Raw genomic sequence first — 23479 nt, 5'->3', positions numbered from 1 at the left:
GCGCGCGCGTCCGCTGCCGGTCGGAAACCGGCGGCTTTCCAAAGGAACAGACCCGTGAAGAAAGACACGCACCCCGACTATCACATGATCAAGGTGCAGATGACCGACGGCACCGTCTACGAGACGCGCTCGACCTGGGGCAAGGAAGGCGACACGCTGATGCTCGAGATCGATCCGACCTCGCACCCGGCGTGGACCGGCGGCAACCAGCGCCTGCTCGATGCCGGCGGCCAGGTGGCGCGCTTCAACAAGCGCTTCGGCGGCCTCTCGCTTTCGAAGAAGTGATCCGGCGTGCGGCGCGTGGCGGCGATCCCGGATCGCCGTTAACGCGCCGTTAGCCACAGGGGCTTAGCCTTCCCGGTCATGGAGAAGGCAATCGCATTCGCAGCGGAATTCGAACCGGCTGAAAGCCTTGGCCGGCGGCGGAGCCCCCGCGCGCCGGTTTCGCTCGACGCGCGCATCGGCCGCGGCGGCATCGATCGCGCGTTGTGCAAGATCACGGACATCTCCGCGCATGGCGCCCGGCTCCAGGCCTATTCGGAACTGCGCCAAGGCACGACCATCTGGCTGACGCTTCCCAAAGTGGGACATTGCGCCGCCCGCATCGTGTGGGCCGGCGATTTCGAGGCGGGCGTGGAGTTCCTCAACCCGCTTACGGATGAGGCTTTTGCGCTGCTTACGGCGCAATGATGCGGGTGTTTTCGCCCCGCTAATTGCAAGATTGCGTTAACCATCGAATCCGGCCATCGTCCGCGCCATTCGCTGAATGGGGGCAGTGATGCTGGCGCGTTCGTTCGTCTGCGCAATGGCTGTGATTGGGGCCACGCCTGCTGCGGCAAGCGGGGGCGCCAGCTACACCCCCGTTCCCGATACGCTGGCCTTGCTGATGCTGGACAGCAACGTGACGCTTGGCACCGCGCGCGCGCCGGTTCCGATCGCCGACAGCCCGGAGCTGCGCCGCTACGATGTGCGCGGTAGAACGCAGGATGCGCCCCCGCGCACGGAGATCGCCGCGTTCGAGGGGATGCGCGTTGCTCCCCAGGTCGATTCCCCGTTCGGCGAGAATGTGCCACGGCCGGGGTTCACCCTCAGTTTCGCGGGTATTCCTTCGCTTGATCCCGCTGCGGGCGCGCGGGCCGCGCTGCCGGACGTGCTGAGCGGGGAGGGCGCCCGCTATGCGGTGCGCGATGCGCTCAGCCGGCGGATGCGCCCGCCTACCGCGCTTGAGGGGCGGCTGGTGCTGCGCATCGACGGCCAGACCGACAGCCCGGTGCTGAGCATCGGCGGCGGCATTCCGGCGGCGGTGCTGAACACGATCCCGCGCCTGACCCAGCCGCGCGACTGATCCGCCCAGGCGGGAATTCCCGGAAAATCGCGGCGGCCGGTGGACGCGCGGGCGCATCGGATGCCATGATCGCCGTTTCGCGTGGGAACGGGGCAGGGGGCGGCGCCGATGGATAAGGCAATTGTCGATTATTACGACCGGCTGGCACCGGAATATGATTCCGATCGCTTCGCCGGCACCTATGGCCGCTTCGTGGACGAGCAGGAGCGCGCGATCCTGGGCGCCACGCGCGGGCTTTCGGGCGCGGTGCTCGACGTGGGCTGCGGTACCGGGCGGCTGACCGGCTTCGCCACCCATGGCTGCGACGCCAGCGCCGAGAGCGTCCGGATCGCAACGGCCAAGCACCCGGGCAAGCAATTCGAGGTGGCGGACGCCACCGCCGCCTTGCCCTTCGCCGATGCAAGCTTCGACGGGGCGACCTGTTTCCACGTGCTCATGCACCTGGACGGCCCCAGCGTGGCGGGGCTGCTGGCCCAGGTGGCACGGGTGCTGAAGCCCGGCGGCGTCTTCGTGGTCGATTGCGCGTCCGCCACGCGGCGCGGGCTGGGCCGCCGCCGGGCGGACGGCTGGCACGGTTCTACCAGCCTGACGCAGGGCGAGTTCGCCGCGCTGGGCCGTGCGGCGGGGCTGGAGCTGGAGCGGATGGACGGCACGCTGATGCTCCCCATCCACCGCCTCCCCGCCGCGCTACGCATGCCGCTCCGCCCGCTCGACAGCCTTGCCTGCGCGCTGGCGCCGGACCTGGCATCGTACCTGGTGGCGACTTTCCGGCGGGCGGGATGAGAGCGCCTTTGGAGAGGGGTTGAGTATAGTGTCCTCGGAATTTCCTGTTCGGTTCATTTGACGCTTGGGTTGAACGCGAGGTGCTGCCCGGAATCAAAAGCGGGGGCGCTGGACCAGCGGGACATGATTGCCTTTGTTGCTACCCTGCGAGCATGGGAGCAAAACGGAACATGGGAGTGCTTCGGCTAGGCCAGGATGCAAGCCTTGAGGGTGTTAGCGACAGCTTCCAGCGCCGCATAGTTGGACTTGAACCGATACCAACTGCCCAGAGGCTGAAATCCGTCATTTGTAAGTGAACCAGTGTTGCTTGCCGCGAGCTTTAGGTTGCGCATTGTCATTGTCACGCGGCCCTGTTCCAAAGCCGCTTCTAGATCGAAGCGAATGATCCAGCCCGACAATCCAGATGTTCTATCTGTCTGGCCTTGAGCAATCAGAAACTGAGCTTTGTCGTCAACCATTTTAAATGTGTCGCGAGCTTGCGCGGTGCCGCGATTGTCGCGCTGGTAATAATTTCCTGTCGCTGGTCCGACCCATGACCCCGCACTGTCGCGCAGTTGAACTTCGTCGCCATGAATGTTGGTCGCTACGCAGCGTTTCAGGCGAGAAAAATCTAGCGGCTGATTAATCGGGAATGACCAATCAATCATCTCGACCGTCTTGTCTTTTGCAATTGTTACATTGGGAGGAAAGTCCTCCTTGGCCGCCACTGAAGTCGGATAAACGGTGATCGCTCCGATCAATGCCATGCCAATGAGTCGCGCCATTTTTTCTTCCTCTTGCGACAACCGGTTGCAAAGATGGCGGAAGAGGTGGGATTCGAACCCACGGACGGGTTGCCCCGTCGCCGGTTTTCAAGACCGGTTCCTTAAACCACTCGGACACTCTTCCGGTCCCGTCCTGCTAGGGCGCGGCCGGGGGGCAGGCAAGGGGCCACGCGGGAAAGGGGGGCGCTTCGTTGCGGCGGCGATCCGGCCGGGAGGGGCGGCGAGCCGGTCCTTTGGGCCTTCATGTGCGGCGCCGCCTGTGCCACAATCGCGGCATGCTGGGTTCGGGTATGATCATGCGTTGGATGGGCGCCGTGGCCGTGGCGCTGTTCGCGGCGGCGCCGGCCAGCGCGCCGGTTGCGGCACAGAGCGGGGACGATGCGTTCCGCACCTATTTGGCAGAGCTTGCCCGCCAGGCCGAGCGGGAAGGGGTGTCGCGCCGCACGATCGACGCGGTGATGCCCACGCTCACCTTCAACCCCCGCGTGATCGAGCTGGACCGGCAGCAGCCGGGCGGCGGCGCCAACTCGCCGATCCCCGCGTTCGAGCCCTATCGCCGCACCCATGTGAACGCCGATCGGATTGCCCGCGGGCGCCAGGCCTATCAGCGCCAGCGCTGGCGGCTGGAGAAGATCGAGCGCGAGACCGGGGTGCCCGAATCGATCATGGTCGCGATCTGGGGGCATGAGACCGGCTATGGCCGCGTGATGGGCAATTTCGATCTGCCGCGCAGCCTGGCCACGCTGGCGTTCGAGGGGCGGCGGCGCGATCTGTTCGCGAGCGAGTTCATCGCCACGCTGAAGATGATGGACCGCGGCGTCCCGCGCGAGAAGCTGGTGGGAAGCTGGGCGGGCGCGTTCGGCGGGCCGCAGTTCCTGCCCTCCGTCTATCTGCGCCTGGCGCGTGACGGCGACGGCGACGGGCTGGCCGACCTGTGGTCGAGCGAGGCGGACACGCTGGTTTCGATCGCCAATTATTTCGTCGATGCCGGATGGCGCCCGGGCGAGCCCTGGGGCTTTGCGGTCAATGTGCCCGCGGGGCTGGATCGCGCCGCGATCGCGAACCGCACGGTCAGCCCGCGCTGCCCCCGCGTGCATGACCGGCACAGCCGCTGGAAGTCGATGGCCGAGTGGCGCGCGCTGGGAATCGTGCCCCAGACGCGGGCCTGGCCGGGCGACGCCGTGCAGGCCACGCTGCTGGAGCCGGACGGGCCGGGCAAGACCGCCTATCTGCTCACCGGCAACTATCGCGTGATCCTGGATTATAATTGCTCAAATTTTTACGCTTTGTCGGTAGGCCTTCTGGCCGATGAGGTGGAACGCTAGCTTTTTCGCGCCGATGCTGCTGCTCGCCGGGTGCGGCGGCGGCTATGGCTTTCAGGAAGCGCCCGCGGCCGCGATGCCGCCCGCGCCCCAGCAACCCATGCAGGCGAGCGGCTATCCGCCCGCAGGCGGCTATGAGCGCCCGGCGGATAGCTGGGACGCGCCGCCACCCGCCTATGACGGCCCGGGCGCCAGCTATGCCGCCCCCGGCGCGGGCTATGCGCCCCCGGCCCAGCAGGCCTATCCGGCCTATCAGCCCCCGGCCCAGGACTATTCGCAACCGCCCCAGGGCTGGCAGGACCCGGCAGCCGGTGCCGCAGGCCCCGCCGGTTCCTCGCAGCGCGCGGCGGGCGAGGTGCGGTACGACGAGGTCGGCTATGCCGGCGTGCGCGGCGTGGCGGGGGGCGATCCCTCCGGCAATGCCATCGTCGCGGTCCACCGTTCGCTTCCCGCCGGGACGATCGTGGAGGTCACCTCGCTCGATACCGCCAAGACGATCCTGGTGCTGATCACCGGATCGGCCGAGACCGGTGGCAACGTGGTCGATCTCTCGCCCGGCGCCGCGCGGCTGCTGGGCGGCGGCGCTTCCGGGCTGCTGCCGGTGCGCGTGCGCAAGGTGATCACTTCGCCCGGGGACGCCGTGGCGCTGCGCGAGGGGCGGCCCGCGTCCGAACGCCCCGATACGCCGCCCGTGCTGCTTTCCGCGCTGCGCAAGCATCTGCCCGCGGCTCCGGCATATTCGCCCTCCTATCCGCCGGCCCAGGCTTATGCGCCGCCTTCCGCCCCGGCCTATTCGCAACCGGCATACCGCCCCCAGCCCGCGCCCCAGCGCCCGGCGGCGGCGCCCGTGCGCGGCGGCTTTATCGTCCAGGTCGCGGCGCTGTCGAACAGCGCGCGCGCGCAATCGATCGCCACCAGCCTGGGCGGTTTCGTGAAGCCCGGCGGCGGGCTGTACCGCATCCAGATCGGCCCCTTCCGCAGTGCGGGCGAGGCAGAGGCGGCGCGGGCGCGCGCGGCGAAGGCGGGCTATGGGGACGCGCGCGTCTTCAGCCAGTGAGGCATCAATGACGCCGATGTCACGCTCGGCGATTTGAGAATCGCGCGACATGCTCTAGGCCTTGGGCATCGCAGCGTCGCGGCGCTGGGGGCGGCGTCCGTCCCCCGCCCGGCGCTCAAGCCTCTGGACCCGAGAGACATGAAGAAACTGCTCGCTGCTTCGCTCCTGGCAATCGCCGTCGCCTATCCCACCGCGGCCTCCGCGCCCACGTTCGACACACCGGCGCAGGTGGCGTTCATGCTCGATCTCACCTCGGGCGTGGTGCTGCTCGACAAGAACGCGGACCGCCGCATGCCGCCGGCATCCATGGCGAAGATGATGACCGCCTATGTGGTGTTCGACCTGATCAAGAAGGGCGAGATCAAGCTCGACCAGAAGTTCAAGGTGCGGCCCGAAACCTGGCGCAAGTGGCACGGGCCGGAAGCGGGATCGACCATGTTCCTGGAAACCGACGAGGAAGTGACGGTGAAGGATCTGCTCGATGGCGTGATCACGCTTTCGGGCAACGATGCCTGCGTCGTGCTGGCGGAGGGCATTTCGGGGACCGAGGAAGCCTTCGTCACCCGCATGAACGAATATGCCGCGAAGATCGGCCTGACCAACAGCCGCTTCGGCAATTCCAACGGCTGGCCGGACGAGGGCCGCACCTATGTCACCGCGCGCGACCTGGCCAAGCTGGCCGCTGCGACGATCCAGAATTATCCGGACCTCTACAAGCAGTTCTACAGCAAGACCGAATACACCCGGAAGCTGAGCGACGGTAAGGTCATCACCCAGCAGAACCGCGATCCGCTGCTCGGCCATGTCCAGGGCGCGGACGGGCTGAAGACCGGCCATACCGAAGAGGCCGGCTATGGCTTCACCGGATCGGCGGTGCAGGGCGGGCGGCGCATCGTGATGGTGGTGGCCGGGCTCGACAGCTTCAACGGCCGCGCCGAGGAATCGCGCAAGTTCATGAACTGGGGCTTCGGCGCGTGGAAGGCGCAGAAGGTCGTCGCCAAGGGCCGCAAGGTGGGCGATGCCGACGTGCAGGGCGGCAGCGCGGGCACGGTGGGCCTGGTGGCGCCCGAGGATCTGTCGGTGATCGTCCCGGCCGGCACCTCTCCGGGGATGCAGGCCAAGATCGTCTACCAGGGTCCGATCGATCCGGGCGAGAAGGGGATCAAGGCGGGCGATCACGTCGCCGATCTGGTGATCACCACCGCGGATGGCGTGGGCGCACAGACGCTGCCGCTGGTGGCGGACAAGGATGTGGCGCCGGCCGGCTTCTTCCGCCGGATCTGGCTGGGCTTCCTGTCGCTGTTCGGCATGTGAGGCCCTTGCCCCTCCCCGCCGGGGAGGGGATAGGGGTGGCATGAGCGTCTTCCCCGGCAACGAATCCGCGCGCGCGGCGCTTGCCGCAGCGATGGCCAGCGGAACGCTGCACCATGCCTGGCTGATCGCCGGTCCGGAGGGGCTGGGGAAGGGCGCGTTCGCCCGCGCCGCCGCAGCGCGGCTGCTGGCCGAGGCGGGTGAGCCCGCTGCGCTGCGCGGCGCGTGGGACGTTGCGGAGGATTCGCGCACCGCCCATCTGATCGCGTCCGGCGCGCACCCCGACTTCCGCGAGCTGGTGCGGCTACCCAAGGACCCGGACAAGCCCGACGAAAGCCTGGCGCGATCGATCACCATCGCCCAGGTGCGCAGCCTGCAGGCGATGTTCGCCACCAAGTCCAGCTTTTCCGGGCGCCGCGTGGTGGTGATCGATTCGGTCAACGATCTTGAGCCCGGCGGCGCCAACGCGCTGCTGAAGAGCCTGGAGGAACCGCCGGAGGGCACCATATTCCTGCTGGTCTCGCACGCGATAGGGCGGCTGCTGCCCACGATTCGTTCGCGATGCCGGCTGCTGCGCTTCGATCCGCTGGCGGACGATCAGGTGGCCGCGATCCTGCGCGCGGAGCTGCCCGATGCCGGTGCGGACGAGATCGCGGCGCTGGTGCGGGCGGGGGAGGGCTCGCCCGGACGCGCGCTAGGCTTCGCGGGGCTCGACCTGGCGGCGCTGGAGGCGGAGATGACGGCGATCGCCGAGGGCGGCGACCCTTCCAACGCGATCCGTGTCCGGCTGGCGCGCACGCTGGGCGCCAAGGCGGCACAGGCGCGATACGAGGCGTTCCTGGGCCGCGCGCCCAGCTTCATCGCGGAGCGCGCGCGCGGCCGATCGGGCGAGCCGCTGCGCGCCGCGCTGGACGCCTATCACGCCGCGCGCGATCTGGCCGGGGCGGCGCTGGGCCTGTCGCTGGATGCGACCGCGACGGTGTTCGAGATGGGCGGGCTGCTCGCGCGGCTGGCGCGGGCTTAAGCGCGGCTTTACCCGCACCGGGCTATGCCCCCGTCCGAACAGGGGGAAATAGCATGACCGTAACCGGAATCGGCGGCGCCACTGCCACCGGAACCTCACCGGGGAGCGCGACGAAGGCCAAGGATTCCAGCACCTTCGATGCGATTCTGGAGGCTTTCCGCAAGGCTGCATCGCAAACGCCCGAAGAGCGTGCGCGCGAGGCCGTTCTGAAGAAGCACCATTTGTCCGAAGAGAGCTATCGCAAGTTGCCCGCCGGCGAGCGCGAGACCATCGACCGCGAGATCGCGGAGGCCGTCCGGCTGGTCCACGAACGCAAGACCGGCGTGGCGCTTCAAGATGCGCCGGTGCCGGTGGAGAAACTGTTCGGCTGAGGGTTCACCGCCCGGGCGCATTCGCCTAAAGCGCGCGCATGGCCGAACCCTATTACATCACCACCGCGATCCATTATCCGAACGGGCGTCCGCACATCGGCCACGCCTATGAGATGATCGCGGCCGACGCGATCGCCCGGTTCCAGCGCAGCCAGGGCCGCGACGTATTCTTCCAGACCGGCACCGACGAGCATGGGCTGAAGATGGTCCAGACGGCGCGCGGCCGCGGCATGACCGCACGCGAACTGGCCGACGAGATGTCGGGATATTTCCGTGAGATGGCGGAAAAACTCGATATCTCGTGCGATCGATTCATTCGCACGTCCGAGCCCGATCATTATGCCGCCAGCCAGGCGATCTGGCAGGCGATGGCGGATGCGGGCGACCTGTACCTCGATCGCTACGAGGGCTGGTATTCGGTGCGCGACGAGGCCTTCTACGAAGAGAAGGAGCTGACCGAAGGGGAAGGGGGCCAGAAGCTTTCGCCCCAGGGAACGCCCGTCGAATGGACCGTCGAGGAAACCTGGTTCTTCCGCCTCTCCAAATATCAGCAGCCGTTGCTCGATCTCTATGCCGCCAATCCGGACTTCATCCGGCCGGAAGCGCGGCGGAACGAGATCCTGCGCTTCGTCGAGGGAGGGCTGGTCGATCTCTCGGTCAGCCGCACCAGCTTCGATTGGGGCGTGCCGGTGCCGGGCTCGCCCGGGCATGTGATGTACGTCTGGGTCGATGCGCTGACCAACTATCTGACCGGTGCGGGCTATCCCGGCGAAGCGGAGAAGCTGGCGCGATACTGGCCCGCGGACCTGCACCTGATCGGCAAGGATATCGTCCGCTTCCACACCGTCTATTGGCCCGCCTTCCTGATGTCGGCGAAGATCGCGCTGCCGAAGCAGGTGTTCGGACATGGCTTCCTGCTCAATCGCGGGGAGAAGATGTCGAAATCGGTCGGCAATGTCGTCGATCCGATGGAGCTGGCGCGGCTCTATGGCGTCGATGCGCTGCGCTATTTCCTGCTGCGTGACGTCAGCTTCGGCCAGGACGGCACGTTCAGCGACGAGGCGATCGTGACCCGCGCCAATGCCGATCTGGCCAACAGCTTCGGCAATCTGGCGCAGCGCACGCTGGCCTTCATCGCCAAGAACCTGGACGGGCTGTACCCGGAGGAGGGGAGGGCCGATCCCGCCGATGCCGCGCTGCTGGCCGAGGTGGAGCTGGCGCGCGCGGGCTTTCGCGTCGCGTTCCAGGATCTGGCGCTCGGCCAGGGGATCGAGGCGTGGATGGCGGGCGTGTTCGCCTGCAACCAGTATATCGACGCCCAGGCGCCCTGGGCGCTGCGCAAGACCGATCCGGAGCGGATGCACGCGGTGTTGCGCACGCTGGTGAAGGCCATCCGCATGCTGGCGGAGACGATCGCGCCCGTGGTGCCCGAATCGGCCGCGAAGCTGCTGGAGCAGGTGGGGCCGGCGATCCCGCCGCCCGGCTATCGCTTCCCGGCACCTTCGCCCATATTCCCCAAGCTGGAGCTGCAGGAGGGCGCATGAAGCTCGCCGACAGCCATTGCCACCTGAACTACAAGGGGCTGGTGGAGCATCAGGCCGAGGTGCTGGCGCGTGCGCGGGAGAGCGGCGTCGCGGCGATGCTCAACATCTCCACGCGCGAGCGCGAATGGGACGAGGTGATCGCGCTGGCCGCGCGGGAGCCCGATGTCTGGGCCAGCGTGGGCATCCACCCGCACGAGGCGGACGAGCATCCGCACATCGACACCGCCAAGCTGGTCGAACGCGCCGCGCATCCGCGCGTGGTGGGCATCGGCGAGAGCGGGCTGGACTATTATTACGACCATTCGGACCGCGACCGGCAGCGCGCCAGCTTCCGCGCGCATCTGGCGGCTGCGCGCGAGACACAGCTTCCGATCATCGTCCACACCCGCGACGCGGAGGAGGATACCGCCGAAATCCTGCGCGACGAGATGGGGAAGGGGGCCTTCCCTGGCGTGATCCATTGCTTCACCGCCAGCGGCGCCTTCGCCGATATCGCGCTGGAGCTGGGCTTCTATATCTCGATCTCGGGCATCGTGACGTTCAAGAATGCCCGCGAGCTTCAGGAAACCGCCGCGCGGCTGCCGATCGAGCGGCTGCTGATCGAGACGGACGCGCCGTTCCTGGCCCCGGTGCCCCATCGCGGCAAGACCGGCGAGCCCGCGTTCGTGGCGGATACCTGCCGCTTCCTGGCGGGGTTGCGCGGCATGGCGGCAGAGGAGCTGGCGGAGGCGACGCGGCGGAACTTCCACACGCTGTTCGCCAAGACGGCCGCGTGAAACCCGGCGGCCCGGCATGCTGAAGGTCCGCATCCTGGGCTCCGGCACCTCGTCGGGGGTGCCGCGCATCGGCGGCGATTGGGGCGATTGCGATCCGGCCGATCCACGCAACCGGCGCACGCGCGCGTCGATCCTGGTCAGCACCGAAAGCACGCGCATCCTGGTGGATACCAGCCCGGACATGCGCGAACAGTTGCTGGCGGCCGGCGTCGACCGGCTGGACGCGGTGATCTGGACGCATGATCATGCCGATCACTGCCACGGTATCGACGATCTGCGCCAGTTGATGCACCTGAACGACGGCGTGCCGTTGCGCGGACTGGCGCGCGGCTTCGCGCTGGAACAGCTCCAGCAGCGCTTCGCCTATGCCTTCTATGGCCGCGCCGGTTACCGGCCGACCGTTGCGGGTGAGCTGCTGCCCGACGCGGTGACCATCGGCGACATCACCGTGCGCGTGACCGATCAGCCGCACGGGGGCATCACATCGGCGGGCATTCGCTTTGAAAATGAAGGAAAATCAGTAGGATATTCTACAGACTTTCATGACATGACGAACGGGATGCGCGATTTGTTCGCAGGGCTGGACCTGTGGGTGGTCGATGCGCTGCGCCGCGCGCCGCATCCCACGCATCCGCATCTGGAGGCGACGCTGGGCTGGATCGCGGAACTGCGGCCGGATCGCGCGCTGCTGGTCCATATGGATCAGTCGATGGACTATGCTACGCTCGCCGCCGCGCTGCCTGAGGGCGTCGCGCCGGGATATGACGGGCTGGAGGCTGTGGCGTGAGCGATTTCCAACTCCGCAGCGCGATCACGCTGGTCGCTGCGATGGTGCTGGTGATCAGCGCGCTGACGGTACACCGCATCTCGCTTAGCTTTGCCGTGCGCGCGATCCTGGGCTGGCTGGCGGTGATCGCGGTGATCGCCTTGCTGGTCAGCTATCGCGCGGAGATCGGCGCATTGTTCGGTTTTGGGGGGAGCCCGGCGGCTCCTCGCGCCGATCCCGGTACAAATTTTACATAATGTATATTATCGTTCCAACGGAGATGCCGATGCGGAAGGCCCCCCTCGCATGAGCCAGGCCAGCGAGAGCGGCATCGAGCGGCTGGTGGCGATTATGGCGCGGCTGCGCGATCCCGAATGCGGCTGCGAATGGGATACGGTGCAGACGTTCGATACGATCGCGCCGTACACGATCGAGGAAGCCTATGAGGTCGCTGACGCCATCGCGCGCCGCGACATGGCGGACCTTAAGGACGAACTCGGCGATCTGCTGCTCCAGGTAATCTTCCATTCGCGCATGGCCCAGGAAGCCGGCCTGTTCGCGCTCCGCGACGTCGTCACCGCCATTTCCGACAAGATGGAGCGCCGCCACCCGCACATCTTCCTCGGCGCGGAAAGCGGCGGCCATCACCTGTGGGAACAAATCAAGGCCGCGGAACGGGGGGAGAAGGGGCACGAAAGCGCCATCGACGGGGTGGCGATCGGCCTGCCCGCCCTCACCCGCGCCGAAAAGCTCCAGAAGCGTGCCGCGCGCACGGGCTTCGACTGGCCGGACCCCAGCGGCGCCCGCGCCAAGATCGACGAAGAGATCGCCGAGGTGGAATCCGCCCCGGACGATGCCGCGCGTGAAGAGGAAATCGGCGATCTGCTGTTCGCGGTCGTCAACTGGGCGCGCAAGCTGGGCGTGGACCCCGAAAACGCCCTGCGCGCCGCCAACGCGAAATTCGAGCGGCGCTTCCGCGCGATGGAGGATGCCGCCGGCGATGCCTTTGCCGGGCTGGACCTGGAGGCGAAGGAGGCGCTGTGGCAGCAGGCAAAGCGCTAGCTGCCAGCCCCCTTCCCCGTTCCAGGACGTTCAGGATGCCGCGGGGAACCTGCCGCCGCCGCCGTTGGCGGAGCGCAGGCAGGCGCTCTCGATGCGGCCGGCATTGCGCTGGGCCATTTCCAGAAGCGGCGTCTCGTTTGCGCCCGAGCTGGCATCCAGATTGCCGCTGATCATCCCCTCGAGCGCGTCGTACACGCCGGTGGCCGGCAGATTGACCGAATATCCCACGCTGTTGCCGGTCGTCCAGAATTCCGTGACGCACATCCCGCCGCTGGCGCGCACGGTGATCTTGCTGGTGTAGCCATCGGGCAGTGACTGGAAGCTGCTCAGCGCCAACGCAACGATCGATACGAACATAACAGACTCCCCACCTGGATACGCCGCGGAAACATGGCGTAGCGCCCGGTGCAGTCAAGTGGGGTCAGTATCCGCGCGTAACGAACCGCTCATGGTCGCGCGGGGCCATGCGGACCTCATAGATCACGCGATCGCCGTCAATGCTCTGTTCCAGCACCTCGCCATGCTGGTGCAGCCAGGCGGCGCCGGCGCCGTCCGCAGGGTCCAGCGCTATGGTGTAGCGGCGGTGCCCCTGCGTCAGCTTCGCGGCGACGGCGTCGATCAGGGGTTCCACCCCCTCCCCCGTCACCGCGGACACCGGCATCACATCCTCGCGCGCCGCCGCCAGCGCCAGCACCTCGTCGCGCCGCTCGCCTTCCAGCAGGTCGATCTTGTTCCATGCCTCGAAGCGTGGCGTTTCCTCGGCCACGCCGATTTCGGAGAGTACCTTCTCCACATCCGCACGCTGCGCCTCGCTGTCGGGATGGGCGATGTCGCGGACGTGGATCAGCAGATCGGCCGACACCACCTCCTCCAGCGTCGCCTTGAACGCTGCGACGAGCTGGGTCGGCAGCTCCGATACGAAGCCGACGGTGTCTGACAGGATCGCCTTGTCGATCCCCGGCAGCGACACCTGGCGCAGCGTCGGGTCCAGCGTGGCGAACAACAGGTTTTCCGCCATGACGTCAGATCCGGTCAGGCGATTGAAAAGCGAAGACTTTCCGGCATTGGTATAGCCGACCAGCGCGATCACCGGCCATGGCGCGCGCTGGCGCCGTTCGCGGTGCAGCCCGCGCGTGCGGCTCACCTGGTCCAGTTCGCGGCGCAGCCGGGCCATGCGGTCGCGGATCAGGCGGCGGTCCGCCTCGATCTGCGTTTCGCCCGGGCCGCCCAGAAAGCCGAAGCCGCCGCGCTGCCGCTCAAGATGGGTCCAGCTCCGCACCAGCCGGCCGGCCTGATAGTCGAGGTGCGCCAGCTCCACCTGAAGCCGTCCCTCGGCCGTCCGCGCCCGCTCGCCGAAGATTTCCAGGATCAGGCCGGTGCGGTCGATCACCTTGCACTTCAGCGCGTCTTCCAGGTTGCGCTGCTGCACGGGCGTCAGCGCCGCGTCGAACACCGCTAGCTGAAGCTCGCTGTCGCGCACCGTCTCCGCCAGCGCCTCGACCTGGCCCGATCCGATCAGCGTACCCGGCTTCGGCTGGCGCAGCCGGAACGCGACCTTCTCGACCACCTCGACCCCGATCGCGACCGCCAGTCCCGCCGTCTCCTCCAGGCGCGCATCGGCATCGCGCGAGGAGCCGCCCATGTCGGGATAAACGACCACCGCGCGCGCCCCGCGTGCGAATTCGTCGGGGTCACGCTCGAAACCGGTACTCATGGCTCAATCGTCGGTGCCGTTGGCTTCCTCGGCGAGGTTGAGCGGCCGGGCGGGCTGGATGGTGGACACCGCATGCTTGTAGACGAGCTGGGCCAGGCCCTCCCGCTGGAGCAGCATGCAGAACAGGTCGAACGCGACGATCTGGCCCTGGAGCATCACGCCGTTGACCAGGAACATCGTCACATTTTCCTGCGCCTTGCGCACGGCGTTCAGGAAAATTTCCTGCAAAACCGGGTTCTTGTGCTGATGCTCTCCCATCGCGTCCAAAACCGGGGCGAGATCGACCGGGCCGGACGGCATGATCGTGGAAATCGCGTGCTTGTAGATGAGCTGCGACTGGCCGTCGCGGCGGAGCAGCACCGAGAAATTGTCGAACCAGGTGACGATGCCCTGGAGCTTCACGCCCTTCACGAGGAACATCGTGACGGGCACCTTCGAACGGCGCAGCGAGTTGAGGAAGAGATCCTGGAGCGAAGTCGCTTTGTCGGCCATGGCACGAACCTTGTTCTTGGCGGGATCTGTCCCGCAACGCGCCGTTTCCCGGCGTCGGAGTGCCGCGCCACCATGGCGCGCGCATACCAATCTAGGGGCTCGCGCGCGCCGCGTCCAGTTTCGCGGGCGGCGTCATGATCGCGGCGCGGGACACTGTTCCCGCGTGCCCGTGCGGCGCGCTAATCCTCGCGGCTCTCGGTGATGCCCAGCAGCTTCAGCTTCCGGTGCAGCGCCGATCGTTCCATGCCGATGAAGTGCGCCGTGCGCGAGATGTTGCCCGAGAAGCGGCGGATCTGGACGCGCAGATATTCGCGCTCGAACGTCTCGCGCGCCTCCTTCAGCGGTGCGCCCATGATCGCGCTGGCGCCCACGCCGTTGCCCGGATCGCCCGGCTTGCCCAGCACTTCGGGCGGCAGCAGGTCCAGGTCGATGCGGCCGATGCGGTCGCCCGGCGCCAGGATCACGGTGCGCTCGACGACGTTGCGGAGCTGGCGCACGTTGCCCGGCCATTCGTAGCTTTGCAGCGCCACCATCGCGTCGGCCGCCACCTCGGGCGTGGGCACGCGGCGTTCGGAGGCGTAGTGGGCGACGAAATAGTCGACCAGCACGGGAATGTCCTCGCGCCGGTCGGTCAGCGGCGGGATCGACACCGGCACCACGTTGAGCCGGTAATAAAGGTCCTCGCGGAAGCGGCCCGCCGCAATCTCCGACATCAGGTCGCGCGCGGTGGCGGAGACGACGCGGACGTCGACCTTCACGATGCGCGTGCCGCCGACGCGATTGAAGCTCTGATCGGTCAGCACGCGCAGGATGCGGGCCTGGGTGGCGATCGGCATGTCGGCGATCTCGTCCAGGAACAGCGTGCCGCCATGCGCCTGTTCGAGCAGGCCCGGGCGGACGAGGTCCCCGCCCTCCTCCACGCCGAACAGTTCCTCGTCGACCCGCTCGGGCGTCATCCGCGCAGCGCTGACGATGACGAAGGGCGCCGCCGCGCGCGGGCTCCAGCCGTGGAGCAGGCGGGCTGCCACCTCCTTGCCCACGCCGGCGCCGCCGGTGATCAGCACGCGGCTGCCCATCGGCGCGACCCGCTTCAGCGTGGCACGCACGCCGTTGATCGCCGCGGAAGTCCCGGTCAGATCGGTTTCGCGGCCGGCATAGGCGCGCAGGCTCGCCACCTCGCGCCGCAGCCGCTCGGTCTCGGTCGCGCGATCGACCATCAGCAGCAGCCGTTCGGCCTCGAAGGGCTTTTCGATAAAGTCGGCCGCGCCGCGGCGGATGGCCGCCACCGCCGTATCGAGGTTGCCGTGGCCGGAGATCACCAGCACCGGGATCGTCGCGTCACGCCGCTTTATCTCGTCGAGCAGCTCCAGCCCGTCGAGCTTCGATCCCTGCAGCCAGACGTCGAGCAGCACCAGGCTGGGCCGGCGCTCGGCGATCGCTTCCAGCGCGGCATCGCTGTCCGCGGCGCCGCGCGTCTCATAGCCCTCATCCTCCAGCACGCCCGCCACCAGCTCGCGGATATCGCGTTCGTCGTCGACCACCAGGATATCGAGTGTCATTGCTTGCTTCCGCTTCGGGTGAGCGCGGCGGGCCGCGGCTCGGGGCTTTCTTCTCCCGGCGTGTCGATGGCCATGCTGGCCACCTGCGCCGGATCGAGGTTGATCGTGACCACGGTGCCCCCACCATCGCGGTCAGAAAATCCTATCGTTCCAAAATGCTCTTCGACGATCTTCTTGACGATCGCGAGGCCGAGGCCGGTGCCGCGCGCGCGCGTGGTCATATAGGGTTCGGCGATGCGGTCGCGCTCCACGGGCAATCCGATGCCGTTGTCCGCCACGGTCAGCGTGATCCGCCCGTCCTCGCCCTGCACGATCGCCAGTGTGATCTCGCCGCGGGGCAACGCCTCCCCCTCCCCGCGCGCCTCGACCGCCTCAACGGCGTTCTTGACGACGTTGGTCAGCGCCTGCCCCATCTGGCGCCGGTCGCACACCAGCGGCACCGGCCCGTCGGGCACGTTGAGGTGGAAGGCGATCGCGGGATGCGCCACCTCATGCAGGAACATCGCCTGGCGCGCGATATCGAGCAGCGATTCCTCCCGGAACACCGGCTTGGGCATGCGCGCGAAGGACGAGAATTCGTCCACCATCCGGCGCAGGTCGCCCACCTGGCGCACGATCGTTTCGGTCAGCCGGGCGAACACGCCGTCCTCCGCCTCGGCCAGCTTGCCGTAGCGCCGCTGGAGCCGTTCGGCGGCGAGCTGGATCGGGGTCAGCGGGTTCTTGATCTCGTGCGCGATCCGCCGGGCGACATCGGACCAGGCCGCGCGCCGCTGGTCGAGGAGCTGCTGGGTGATGTCGTCGAAGGTCAACACCTGCCCGCCCTCGTCGCGGGTGATCTTCACCGCCAGCGTCCGCGCCTCGCTGCCCGTCGTCACCTGCACCACGGCCTCGCGCTCGGCACCGTCCAGCATGGCGTCCAGTTCCGGCGCGATATCCGCCAGCGTGCGGCCCACCAGGTCCTGCTCGCCATGGCGCAGCAGCGCGCGGGCCGATTCGTTGGTCAGCCGCACGCGCCGGTTGGCGTCGATCGAGATCACGCCCGCGCTGACGCCGGACATCACCGCCTCGATCAGCGCCCGGCGGCTTTCGAGCTGTGCGTTGGCGGTGACCAGTTCGCCCGTCTGTTCCTGCAGCCGTTCGGTCATCCGGTTGAAGGCAACGCCCAGCGTGCCGATCTCATCGTTGGTGCGCGGCTCGGTGACGCGCGCGGTAAGGTCGCCGCCGGCCACCAGCCGTGCGGCGCGCACCAGTTCGTTCACCGGCCGCACCAGCCGGTCCGCAACGGCAAGCGCGATCACCACCGCAATGCCCACGATCAGCAGCGAAAGCGCCAGCAGCGCCGCGTTGAACTGAAGCTGCAGCGACCGCGACCGGTGCATCAGCGTGCGATAATCGCTCTGGATCTGCTCCGATCGCTGAAGCTGCGACGCCAGCAGCGGATCGAGCGTCAGCGCGGCGTAGAGATAGAGCTTCGCGTTCTTGTTGAAATAGGTGAGCACGCCGATCCGGTCCTGCCCGCGGACCACCACCGAATCCTTCCCCTGATCGATCTGGCGCACCATCTCGGGCGTCACCAGCGTCTCCAGCGGACGGTCATGCGGGTTCACCAGCGCCAGCGAACGGATCTCGTGGTCGGGCGAAACCTCCAGGATCATCCCCTCAGACAGGCCGCGGCGGTACACCTGGGTCCCGAAGCCGTAGATGAACTGGTCGCTGTCGACCGGCATGGTCTGCAGGTAGAACAACAGATCCTCGCGCATGACCGTGGTCTCGCGGCCGACCTTGTTCAGCTCGCGCGTGTAGCTTTCGCCCGCCAGGCGCGAGGCGTTGTCGAGCATCGAGCGCGCCTGATCGGACGTCCAGAACTCGACGCCATATTGGAACAGCAGCGAGGCGAAGACCGCCAGGAACAGCGTGGGCACGCTGGCCAATACCGAGAAGATCGCCACCAGGCGGACGTGCATCTCGCCCCCGCCCGCCTCCGATCGCGCGGCCCTGCGCCGGGCGACTCGCCTGCCCAGCAGCACCAGCAGCGCGATCGCCGGCACCATGTTGGCAACCAGCAGCAGCGCCACCAGCAGCGGCGTCAGCAGCCGCTGCGACGAAGGATCGCGGGTGAGGATGAAATAGGTCGCAATGGCCACCGCCATCGCCACGCCCAGCACGCCGAACTCGACCGCCGGAGTGACCGAGAACCACCGCTTCCGGGGCGGCGGCGTGGTGGTCACTGGCTCGGCAACAGACGACATCGTTGCTTAGATACAACGCTACCGTTGCGCAGAAAACACAGAATCTTGCTCAACCTGTCGCTATTCGGCACCATCCTGACGGCCGCCCGCCACTTCGATGCCCAACGTGTCGAGCCGTTTGCGCAGCGTGTTGCGGTTGATCCCCAGCGCCCGCGCGGCGCGGAGCTGGTTGCCCGCGTGCCGCGCCAGCATCGCCTCGATCAGCGGGCGTTCCACCTCGCCGATGATCCGGTCATAGAGCGTGCCGTCGTCCAGCACGCGCGGCTCCTCGATCGCGATCCGCTCCAGCCGCGCACGCACCGCCGCCTCGATCCCGGGATCGGGAGCCATGGCGGGAGCAGGCGCCCCCGCCTCCCCCAGCGCGCGGCGGATGGCGGCGCCGTCGATCACCTCGTCGCGGCTCAGCGCCGCGATGCGCCGCATCAGATTCTCAAGCTGGCGGACGTTGCCGGGCCAGTCGTAGCTTTCGAGCACCGCGACCGCGTCCTTGTCGATCTGCTTGCGCGGCAGGCCGTCTTCGGCGGCGCGATCTAGGAAGTGGCGTGCGAGCAGCGGCACGTCCTGGCGCCGTTCGCGCAACGCGGGCACCGCCACGGGCACCACGTTGAGCCGGTAGAAAAGGTCCTCGCGGAAATGGCCGGTCTGGACCAGCGCGGCCAGATCCTTGTTGGTCGCGGCAACGATGCGCACGTCCGCCTTGATCGTGCGCGCGCCCCCCACGGTGGTGAATTCGCCCGATTGCAGCACACGCAGCAGGCGTGTCTGCGCGTCCATCGGCATGTCGCCGATCTCGTCCAGGAACAGCGTGCCGCCCGCTGCCTGCTCGAACTTGCCGGCCACGCGCGCGGCGGCGCCGGTGAAGGCGCCGCGTTCGTGCCCGAACAGCTCGGCCTCGATCAGCTCGCGCGGGATCGCCGCCATGTTGAGCGCGACAAAGGGCTTGCGCCGCCGCGGCCCCAGATCGTGGATCGCCTGGGCCACCAGTTCCTTGCCCGTGCCGCTCTCCCCGGTGATCAGCACGGTGAGATCGTTGGAAACGACGCGGGCGATGACGCGATACACCTCCTGCATCGCCGGAGAGCGCCCAATCAGCGAGGGGCCGGCGCCTTCCTCCACATCGGGCAGGTCCGCCGGCTGCCGCCGCCGCTTGGCCACCGCGCCGCGCACCGCCTGGCCCAGCACGTCCAGGTCGAACGGCTTGGGCAGATAGTCGAACGCCCCCACCTCAGTCGCGCGCACCGCGGTCGCCAGCGTGTTCTGCGCGGAAAAGACGATCACGGGCAGCCCCGGGTGCGCCTCGATCAGCGCCGGGATCAGGTCCAGCCCGTTGCCGTCGGGCAGCACCACATCGGTCACCAGCACGTCATGCTCGCCCAGCCGCATCTCGCGCTCCAGCTCGGCGACGCTCGCGGCGGTGGTCACGCGATGCCCGTCGCGGCGCAACGCGGCCGCCACCACGGTGCGGATCGCGCTGTCATCATCGACGACCAGGATGTTGCCCTGCGCGCTCATGCGGCGGCGCGGGGAAGCAGGATGCGGAACACGGTGACCTCCGGATTGCGCTCGCGCGCATATTGCACGATTCCGCCCATGCCGCGGACCAGCTTCTCCACCAGCGGCAGGCCCAGGCCCTTCCCCTCCGGCTTGCCGGATACGAACGGCTCGAACAGATGCTCGGCGATGTCGGATGGCGCGCCGGGGCCGTTGTCCATCACGCAGATCTCGATCGGCAGCGGCTGGCGGGGCCGCCCCGGGCCGGTGCTGACCGACATGCCGTGGCGATAGGCGGTGGTGAGCGTGATGCGCGGCTGGGCCAGGCCCTTCAGCGCCTCGGCCGCGTTCTTCAGCAGGTTCATCATCACCTGCTGGAACGCATCGGGATCGAGCATGACCGGCGGCAGCGAGGGATCGAACCGCTCCTCGATCACCATCCCTCGCGCGAATCCGGCCAGCGCAACGCGCCGGGCATGGTCCAGCAGCGGATAGACGTTGATCGGCGCGAGCTTCAGCGGGCGCGTATCGGTGAAGTCCTGCATGCGATCGATCAGCGCGGCGATGCGATCGACCTCGGCGGTGATCAGCCCGGTCAGCTCCCCATCCGTCTCGCCGCCCGAGCGCAGGAGCTGCGCGGCGCCGCGGATGCCGGACAGGGGGTTCTTGATCTCATGCGCCAGCATCGCCGCCGCGCCGACCGCGGCGCGTGCGCCCGCCGATCGCTCGCCCTGGCTCAGCCGCCGCGCCTGGGGGGCATGGTGCAGCGTCACGATCCGCCAGCCCGGATAATCAGGCACCTGGGTCTCCAGATAATCCACCCGGATGCGCGGGCCGCGTACCGCCGCCACCTCGATATCGAACGCGGCGAAGCCATGGCCGTCGCGCCGCTCGCCATAATCGCGCGGCGCGTGCAGCACCGCGCCCAGCGGCTGGCCCACCATCGAGCTTTCGCTGTGGTTGAGCAGTAGCTCGCACGCGGCGTTGGCATGCGCGATCCTGCCCTCCGTATCGATCACCAGCACCGCGACCGGCAGCGTGGCGAACAGCTCCGCAAAGCCCGGCCCGGCTGGCGGCTCTGGCCGCGCGCGCCTCAGGCCGCCGCGCGGGAAAGCCATGGCGCGTAAAATTCGTCGAGCATGTCGAGCACCCGGGTGGCGTCCGCCACCTGGTTCACCTTGTTGCGGAACTCAGCCGAGCCGTGCAGCCCCTTGGTGTACCAGCCGATGTGCTTGCGCATCATGTTGACGCCGGTTTCCTTGCCGTAATGTTCGAGCGACGCGATATAATGCTCTACGATCACGCGATATTGTTCTTCGATCGTGGGATCTGGGCGCGCTTCGCCGCCACATAGGGCGTCCATCACCTGGCGCAGGATCCAGGGGCGGCCATAGGAGCCGCGGCCGATCATCACCCCATCCGCGCCCGACTGTTCCAGCGCGGTCCGCGCGTCCTCCACCGTGCAGATGTCGCCGTTGACGATCACCGGCACGGTCACCGCGTCCTTCACCCGGCGGACGAAGGCCCAGTCCGCCGAGCCCTTGTACATCTGGTTGCGCGTGCGCCCGTGGACAGTGATCAGCCTGACGCCAAGATCCTCGGCGATGCGCGCAAGCTCGGGCGCGTTCAGGCTGTCATGGTCCCAGCCCATCCGCATCTTGAGCGTGACCGGCACCTTCACCGCCTTCACGCACGCCTCGACGATCGCGGCGGCATGCTTCAGATCGCGCATCAGCGCCGATCCGGCGTCGCCGTTGGTCACCTTGCGCACCGGGCAGCCCATGTTGATGTCGACGATCGCCGCGCCGCGATCCTCGCTCAGCTTCGCGGCCTCGCCCATGTCATAGGGCGAGCAACCCACGAGCTGCATCGAGACCGGCTCCTCGATCGGATCCCACGCCGCCTTCTGGAGCGACTGGCGCGTTTCGCGGATCGCGGCCTGGCTGGCGATCATCTCAGTGACGTTGAGGCCCGAGCCGTAGCGCCGCACCACCCGCCGGAACGGCAGGTCGCTCACGCCCGTCATCGGCGCGAGGATAACCGGCTGCTCGATCCGCACGGGACCGATCTGGATGGGGGCGAGCATCGTCATAAATTGCCTGAAAAATAGGCAGCGGCGCGTAGCGGGGCAAGCGGTGATTGGCAAGCGCCCCGTCCCCCGCTACGGCGCGCCGCCATGACGACCGCCGCCATCATCGTCGCCGCCGGGCAGGGTACACGCGCGGGCGGCGGCGTGCCCAAGCAGTTCGCGCCGCTGGGCGGCCGGGCGATGCTGGCGCACAGCCACGCCGTGCTCTCCGCGCATCCGGGCATCGACCGCGTGCTGATCGTGATCGGCGAGGGGCAGGAACCGGCGCTGGCGGCCGCGCTGGGCGATGTGCCCTTCGTCCTGGGCGGCGCGACGCGGCGCGAATCGGTGCGCAACGGGCTGGAGGCGCTGGCGGGCGCGGATCGCGTGCTGATCCATGACGCCGCCCGTCCCTTCCTTCCCGCAGCCGTGATCGACGCGCTTCTGGCGGCGCTGGAGAGCCATGACGGCGCGATCCCCGCCCTCCCCGTCGCCGATACGCTGGCGCATGGCGGCGAGATGCTGGGGGAGACGGTGCCCCGCGACGGGCTGTGGCGTGTGCAGACCCCGCAGGCGTTCCGCTATCCGGCCGTGCTGGACGCGCATCGCGAATGGCCCCAGGACGCCGAGGCCACCGACGACGCCCAGATGGTGCGTGCGCGGGGCCATGACGTCATCATCGTGCCCGGAGACCCGATGCTGGAGAAGGTGACCCACCCCGCCGATTTCGCCGCTGCCGAGGCCAGGCTGCGCGCGGACATGACGGTGCGCACCGCGCAGGGGTTCGACGTCCACCGCTTCGCCGAGGGCGAGGAACTGTGGCTCGGCGGCATCCGCATCCCGCACAGCCATGGCCTCAGCGGCCACAGCGACGCCGATGTCGCGCTCCATGCGATCACCGATGCGCTGCTGGGCACGATCGGCGCGGGCGATATCGGGATGCACTTCCCGCCCAGCGACCCGCAGTGGCGCGGCGCCGCATCGGCGCGCTTCCTGGAGCATGCCGCCGGGCTGGTGACCGCGGCCGGCGGCGTCATCGACTTCATCGATCTCACGCTGATCTGCGAGGCCCCGAAGATCGGGCCGCATCGCGAGGCGATCCGCGCCAGCATCGCTGGGCTGTTGCGGCTACCCGCGTCGCGCATTAGCATCAAGGCGACTACCACCGAACGGCTGGGGTTCACCGGACGTGGCGAGGGCATGGCGGCCCAGGCGATCGCCACCGTCAGACTAGCGGAGAGACAGGAATGAGAGGGTTCAACCGTTTGCGGACGGCCGCTCGCTGGTCGGCACTCGCCGCCTGCTTTGCCCTGCCGGTGGAGGCCACGGCGCAGGAGGCGCGGTGCCTGCCGCTTCCGGCCGCGCGCGCACTGATCACCGGGATGCTGCCGTCGGTGCTCGATGAGCTGCGTGAGCGCTGCGCCGATCGGCTTCCGGCCGACGCGCTTCTCGCGAATATGCCGAAGGACGTGATGGGCAAATATCGCAGCGCCGCCGACAAGGCCTGGCCGCAGGTGCTCGACGCCTTCGCCGCGATGGAGGGCAAGGAATTGGGCGACGCAGAGCGCGCGATCGCCGGCCCGCTGATCCAGGCGATGATCGGGCCCGCGTTGCTGGAGAAGTTCGATCCGGCGGACTGCGCCCCCGCGAACGATCTGATCACCGCCTTGGCCCCGCTGCCGCCGGAGAACCTGGCCACGGCCGCGGTGACCATCTTCGAGCTCGGTCGCAAGGACCGCGAATCGGAGAAGCTCCGTCCCTGCCCTAGGAACGCCAAGTGA

General features: G+C 68.2%; 25 protein-coding genes and 1 tRNA gene. 16 read left to right on the top strand and 10 right to left on the bottom strand.

All coding sequences use genetic code 11. The features are described from left to right. Window positions 1-54: 54 nt before the first annotated feature. The 4 genes from rpmE to OM513_RS18250 all read left to right on the top strand — a co-directional run bounded on the left by rpmE (window position 55) and on the right by OM513_RS18250 (window position 2128). Entirely contained in the window at window positions 55-285 is a 231-nt protein-coding gene (gene rpmE / locus OM513_RS18265) for a 50S ribosomal protein L31 (protein ID WP_264946205.1), read from the top strand. Between the two features lie 78 nt (window positions 286-363). Then, window positions 364-690 carry a PilZ domain-containing protein gene (locus OM513_RS18260; protein ID WP_264946204.1) on the top strand — a complete coding sequence of 109 codons (327 nt, stop codon included), beginning with the start codon at window positions 364-366 and terminating at the stop codon, window positions 688-690. A gap of 115 nt (window positions 691-805) precedes the next feature. Continuing rightward, window positions 806-1345: a hypothetical protein gene (locus OM513_RS18255; RefSeq protein WP_264946203.1), complete on the top strand. Its 540-nt coding sequence runs from the start codon at window positions 806-808 to the stop codon at window positions 1343-1345. 108 nt (window positions 1346-1453) lie between these two features. Then, window positions 1454-2128, top strand: coding sequence for a class I SAM-dependent methyltransferase (locus OM513_RS18250; RefSeq protein ID WP_264946201.1), 675 nt, complete (start codon window positions 1454-1456; stop codon window positions 2126-2128). A 185-nt stretch (window positions 2129-2313) separates the two neighbouring features. Here OM513_RS18250 and OM513_RS18245 read toward each other — a convergent pair whose 3' ends face one another. Together OM513_RS18245 and OM513_RS18240 are read right to left on the bottom strand one after the other, a co-directional pair. After that, a complete protein-coding gene (locus OM513_RS18245) occupies window positions 2314-2892 on the bottom strand; it encodes a hypothetical protein (protein WP_264946198.1) in 579 nt (192 codons plus the stop codon). Between the two features lie 34 nt (window positions 2893-2926). Further along, a tRNA-Ser gene (locus OM513_RS18240) sits at window positions 2927-3016 on the bottom strand. A gap of 172 nt (window positions 3017-3188) precedes the next feature. Here OM513_RS18240 and OM513_RS18235 point away from each other — a divergent pair. The 10 genes from OM513_RS18235 to mazG all read left to right on the top strand — a co-directional run bounded on the left by OM513_RS18235 (window position 3189) and on the right by mazG (window position 12125). Continuing rightward, complete coding sequence (locus tag OM513_RS18235; protein WP_264946236.1) at window positions 3189-4217, top strand: lytic murein transglycosylase; 1029 nt, start codon at window positions 3189-3191, stop codon at window positions 4215-4217. Next, on the top strand, window positions 4201-5271 hold the full coding sequence (locus OM513_RS18230) for an SPOR domain-containing protein (RefSeq protein WP_264946196.1): 1071 nt from the start codon (window positions 4201-4203) through the stop codon (window positions 5269-5271). The genes OM513_RS18235 and OM513_RS18230 overlap by 17 nt, the downstream gene beginning before the upstream one ends. Window positions 5272-5409: 138 nt before the next feature. Further along, window positions 5410-6585: a D-alanyl-D-alanine carboxypeptidase family protein gene (locus tag OM513_RS18225; RefSeq protein ID WP_264946195.1), complete on the top strand. Its 1176-nt coding sequence runs from the start codon at window positions 5410-5412 to the stop codon at window positions 6583-6585. Between the two features lie 40 nt (window positions 6586-6625). Next, complete coding sequence (locus OM513_RS18220) at window positions 6626-7606, top strand: DNA polymerase III subunit delta' (protein ID WP_264946193.1); 981 nt, start codon at window positions 6626-6628, stop codon at window positions 7604-7606. Between the two features lie 53 nt (window positions 7607-7659). Continuing rightward, window positions 7660-7977, top strand: a complete 318-nt coding sequence (locus OM513_RS18215) for a hypothetical protein (RefSeq protein WP_264946191.1) — start codon at window positions 7660-7662, stop codon at window positions 7975-7977. Window positions 7978-8015: 38 nt separating this feature from the next. Next, window positions 8016-9521 carry a methionine--tRNA ligase gene (metG, locus tag OM513_RS18210; RefSeq protein ID WP_264946189.1) on the top strand — a complete coding sequence of 502 codons (1506 nt, stop codon included), beginning with the start codon at window positions 8016-8018 and terminating at the stop codon, window positions 9519-9521. Further along, a complete protein-coding gene (locus tag OM513_RS18205) occupies window positions 9518-10297 on the top strand; it encodes a TatD family hydrolase (RefSeq protein ID WP_264946187.1) in 780 nt (259 codons plus the stop codon). Before metG ends, OM513_RS18205 begins: the two co-directional genes overlap by 4 nt. Before the next feature lie 16 nt (window positions 10298-10313). After that, window positions 10314-11084: an MBL fold metallo-hydrolase gene (locus tag OM513_RS18200; RefSeq protein WP_264946186.1), complete on the top strand. Its 771-nt coding sequence runs from the start codon at window positions 10314-10316 to the stop codon at window positions 11082-11084. After that, complete coding sequence (locus tag OM513_RS18195) at window positions 11081-11320, top strand: hypothetical protein (protein WP_264946184.1); 240 nt, start codon at window positions 11081-11083, stop codon at window positions 11318-11320. Before OM513_RS18200 ends, OM513_RS18195 begins: the two co-directional genes overlap by 4 nt. A gap of 49 nt (window positions 11321-11369) precedes the next feature. After that, the gene (gene mazG, locus OM513_RS18190; RefSeq protein WP_264946182.1) at window positions 11370-12125 is read left to right on the top strand and encodes a nucleoside triphosphate pyrophosphohydrolase; all 756 of its coding nucleotides are present in this window, start codon (window positions 11370-11372) and stop codon (window positions 12123-12125) included. A gap of 30 nt (window positions 12126-12155) precedes the next feature. On the opposite strand, the gene OM513_RS18185 is transcribed toward mazG, so the two are convergent. The 8 genes from OM513_RS18185 to dusB form a co-directional block, all read right to left on the bottom strand. Next, window positions 12156-12482: a hypothetical protein gene (locus tag OM513_RS18185; RefSeq protein WP_264946181.1), complete on the bottom strand. Its 327-nt coding sequence runs from the start codon at window positions 12480-12482 to the stop codon at window positions 12156-12158. 64 nt (window positions 12483-12546) lie between these two features. After that, the gene (hflX, locus tag OM513_RS18180) at window positions 12547-13839 is read right to left on the bottom strand and encodes a GTPase HflX (RefSeq protein WP_264946180.1); all 1293 of its coding nucleotides are present in this window, start codon (window positions 13837-13839) and stop codon (window positions 12547-12549) included. Window positions 13840-13842: 3 nt separating this feature from the next. Further along, on the bottom strand, window positions 13843-14421 hold the full coding sequence (hfq, locus tag OM513_RS18175; RefSeq protein ID WP_264946179.1) for an RNA chaperone Hfq: 579 nt from the start codon (window positions 14419-14421) through the stop codon (window positions 13843-13845). 89 nt (window positions 14422-14510) lie between these two features. Next, on the bottom strand, window positions 14511-15890 hold the full coding sequence (gene ntrX / locus OM513_RS18170; protein ID WP_264946178.1) for a nitrogen assimilation response regulator NtrX: 1380 nt from the start codon (window positions 15888-15890) through the stop codon (window positions 14511-14513). After that, window positions 15887-18139: a sensor histidine kinase NtrY-like gene (locus OM513_RS18165; RefSeq protein ID WP_264946177.1), complete on the bottom strand. Its 2253-nt coding sequence runs from the start codon at window positions 18137-18139 to the stop codon at window positions 15887-15889. The genes ntrX and OM513_RS18165 overlap by 4 nt, the downstream gene beginning before the upstream one ends. A gap of 60 nt (window positions 18140-18199) precedes the next feature. Further along, the gene (ntrC, locus tag OM513_RS18160) at window positions 18200-19651 is read right to left on the bottom strand and encodes a nitrogen regulation protein NR(I) (RefSeq protein WP_264946176.1); all 1452 of its coding nucleotides are present in this window, start codon (window positions 19649-19651) and stop codon (window positions 18200-18202) included. Beyond that, a complete protein-coding gene (locus OM513_RS18155) occupies window positions 19648-20748 on the bottom strand; it encodes a two-component system sensor histidine kinase NtrB (protein ID WP_264946175.1) in 1101 nt (366 codons plus the stop codon). Before OM513_RS18155 ends, ntrC begins: the two co-directional genes overlap by 4 nt. Beyond that, window positions 20724-21722, bottom strand: coding sequence for a tRNA dihydrouridine synthase DusB (gene dusB, locus OM513_RS18150; protein ID WP_264946174.1), 999 nt, complete (start codon window positions 21720-21722; stop codon window positions 20724-20726). Before dusB ends, OM513_RS18155 begins: the two co-directional genes overlap by 25 nt. Window positions 21723-21806: 84 nt before the next feature. Here dusB and OM513_RS18145 point away from each other — a divergent pair, with 84 nt between their 5' ends. Next, on the top strand, window positions 21807-22949 hold the full coding sequence (locus OM513_RS18145; RefSeq protein WP_264946173.1) for a bifunctional 2-C-methyl-D-erythritol 4-phosphate cytidylyltransferase/2-C-methyl-D-erythritol 2,4-cyclodiphosphate synthase: 1143 nt from the start codon (window positions 21807-21809) through the stop codon (window positions 22947-22949). Then, window positions 22946-23479 (top strand): hypothetical protein, encoded by a 534-nt coding sequence (locus OM513_RS18140; protein ID WP_264946172.1) that lies wholly within the window; start codon window positions 22946-22948, stop codon window positions 23477-23479. The genes OM513_RS18145 and OM513_RS18140 overlap by 4 nt, the downstream gene beginning before the upstream one ends.

The organism is Sphingomonas canadensis (assembly GCF_026013525.1).
In the GTDB taxonomy this organism is placed as follows: domain Bacteria; phylum Pseudomonadota; class Alphaproteobacteria; order Sphingomonadales; family Sphingomonadaceae; genus Sphingomonas; species Sphingomonas canadensis.
Note: the sequence above shows the minus strand (reverse complement) of the source record. Positions and strands in the feature narration are given on the sequence as shown.

What these genes read in the sequence shown, in the direction of transcription:
- OM513_RS18260 (WP_264946204.1), top strand. Translation starts at nt 364, where the DNA reads ATGGAGAAGGCAATCGCATTCGCAGCGGAATTCGAACCGGCTGAAAGC.
- OM513_RS18255 (WP_264946203.1), top strand. Translation starts at nt 806, where the DNA reads ATGGCTGTGATTGGGGCCACGCCTGCTGCGGCAAGCGGGGGCGCCAGC.
- OM513_RS18250 (WP_264946201.1), top strand. Translation starts at nt 1,454, where the DNA reads ATGGATAAGGCAATTGTCGATTATTACGACCGGCTGGCACCGGAATAT.
- OM513_RS18245 (WP_264946198.1), bottom strand. Translation starts at nt 2,892, where the DNA reads ATGGCGCGACTCATTGGCATGGCATTGATCGGAGCGATCACCGTTTAT.
- OM513_RS18235 (WP_264946236.1), top strand. Translation starts at nt 3,189, where the DNA reads ATGCGTTGGATGGGCGCCGTGGCCGTGGCGCTGTTCGCGGCGGCGCCG.
- OM513_RS18230 (WP_264946196.1), top strand. Translation starts at nt 4,201, where the DNA reads ATGAGGTGGAACGCTAGCTTTTTCGCGCCGATGCTGCTGCTCGCCGGG.
- OM513_RS18225 (WP_264946195.1), top strand. Translation starts at nt 5,410, where the DNA reads ATGAAGAAACTGCTCGCTGCTTCGCTCCTGGCAATCGCCGTCGCCTAT.
- OM513_RS18220 (WP_264946193.1), top strand. Translation starts at nt 6,626, where the DNA reads ATGAGCGTCTTCCCCGGCAACGAATCCGCGCGCGCGGCGCTTGCCGCA.
- OM513_RS18215 (WP_264946191.1), top strand. Translation starts at nt 7,660, where the DNA reads ATGACCGTAACCGGAATCGGCGGCGCCACTGCCACCGGAACCTCACCG.
- metG (WP_264946189.1), top strand. Translation starts at nt 8,016, where the DNA reads ATGGCCGAACCCTATTACATCACCACCGCGATCCATTATCCGAACGGG.
- OM513_RS18205 (WP_264946187.1), top strand. Translation starts at nt 9,518, where the DNA reads ATGAAGCTCGCCGACAGCCATTGCCACCTGAACTACAAGGGGCTGGTG.
- OM513_RS18200 (WP_264946186.1), top strand. Translation starts at nt 10,314, where the DNA reads ATGCTGAAGGTCCGCATCCTGGGCTCCGGCACCTCGTCGGGGGTGCCG.
- mazG (WP_264946182.1), top strand. Translation starts at nt 11,370, where the DNA reads ATGAGCCAGGCCAGCGAGAGCGGCATCGAGCGGCTGGTGGCGATTATG.
- OM513_RS18185 (WP_264946181.1), bottom strand. Translation starts at nt 12,482, where the DNA reads ATGTTCGTATCGATCGTTGCGTTGGCGCTGAGCAGCTTCCAGTCACTG.
- hflX (WP_264946180.1), bottom strand. Translation starts at nt 13,839, where the DNA reads ATGAGTACCGGTTTCGAGCGTGACCCCGACGAATTCGCACGCGGGGCG.
- ntrX (WP_264946178.1), bottom strand. Translation starts at nt 15,890, where the DNA reads ATGACACTCGATATCCTGGTGGTCGACGACGAACGCGATATCCGCGAG.
- OM513_RS18165 (WP_264946177.1), bottom strand. Translation starts at nt 18,139, where the DNA reads ATGTCGTCTGTTGCCGAGCCAGTGACCACCACGCCGCCGCCCCGGAAG.
- ntrC (WP_264946176.1), bottom strand. Translation starts at nt 19,651, where the DNA reads ATGAGCGCGCAGGGCAACATCCTGGTCGTCGATGATGACAGCGCGATC.
- OM513_RS18155 (WP_264946175.1), bottom strand. Translation starts at nt 20,748, where the DNA reads ATGGCTTTCCCGCGCGGCGGCCTGAGGCGCGCGCGGCCAGAGCCGCCA.
- dusB (WP_264946174.1), bottom strand. Translation starts at nt 21,722, where the DNA reads ATGACGATGCTCGCCCCCATCCAGATCGGTCCCGTGCGGATCGAGCAG.
- OM513_RS18145 (WP_264946173.1), top strand. Translation starts at nt 21,807, where the DNA reads ATGACGACCGCCGCCATCATCGTCGCCGCCGGGCAGGGTACACGCGCG.
- OM513_RS18140 (WP_264946172.1), top strand. Translation starts at nt 22,946, where the DNA reads ATGAGAGGGTTCAACCGTTTGCGGACGGCCGCTCGCTGGTCGGCACTC.